The organism is Vallitalea maricola, from assembly GCF_036985595.1.
GTDB classification, from domain to species: domain Bacteria; phylum Bacillota; class Clostridia; order Lachnospirales; family Vallitaleaceae; genus Vallitalea; species Vallitalea maricola.
Map to the genome: position 1 here is coordinate 1 of NZ_BTPU01000288.1, position 270 is coordinate 270.

At 30.4% G+C, this 270-nt stretch carries 1 pseudogene; it reads right to left on the reverse strand.

The window, feature by feature from the left end:
- Positions 1 to 239 (reverse strand): annotated as a pseudogene (locus tag AACQ14_RS24120) (cyclase family protein); the annotation flags it as partial.
- Positions 240 to 270: the final 31 nt, after the last annotated feature.

The window sequence follows — 270 nt, forward strand, 5'->3', positions numbered from 1 at the left end:
TGAAAGGCAACAAACATATCGGCATTCACCAAACTAATATTAATATCTGATACATTAATATCTCGGTTGAATATGTTGCTTACATCAAATACTATGCCTTCTCTTTTAGTAAATTCTAGAGGGAACTCTTTATTCATTACATCGAAATGAGTTCCTAGGTGACCAAAAGGAATCTTTCCATTATCTGAAACATTTTTATTAAATTCTTTTGTAACCTTAATACTTAAATCTATTAACATATTAACTATCATTCCTTTCGCTTCGCTCAGG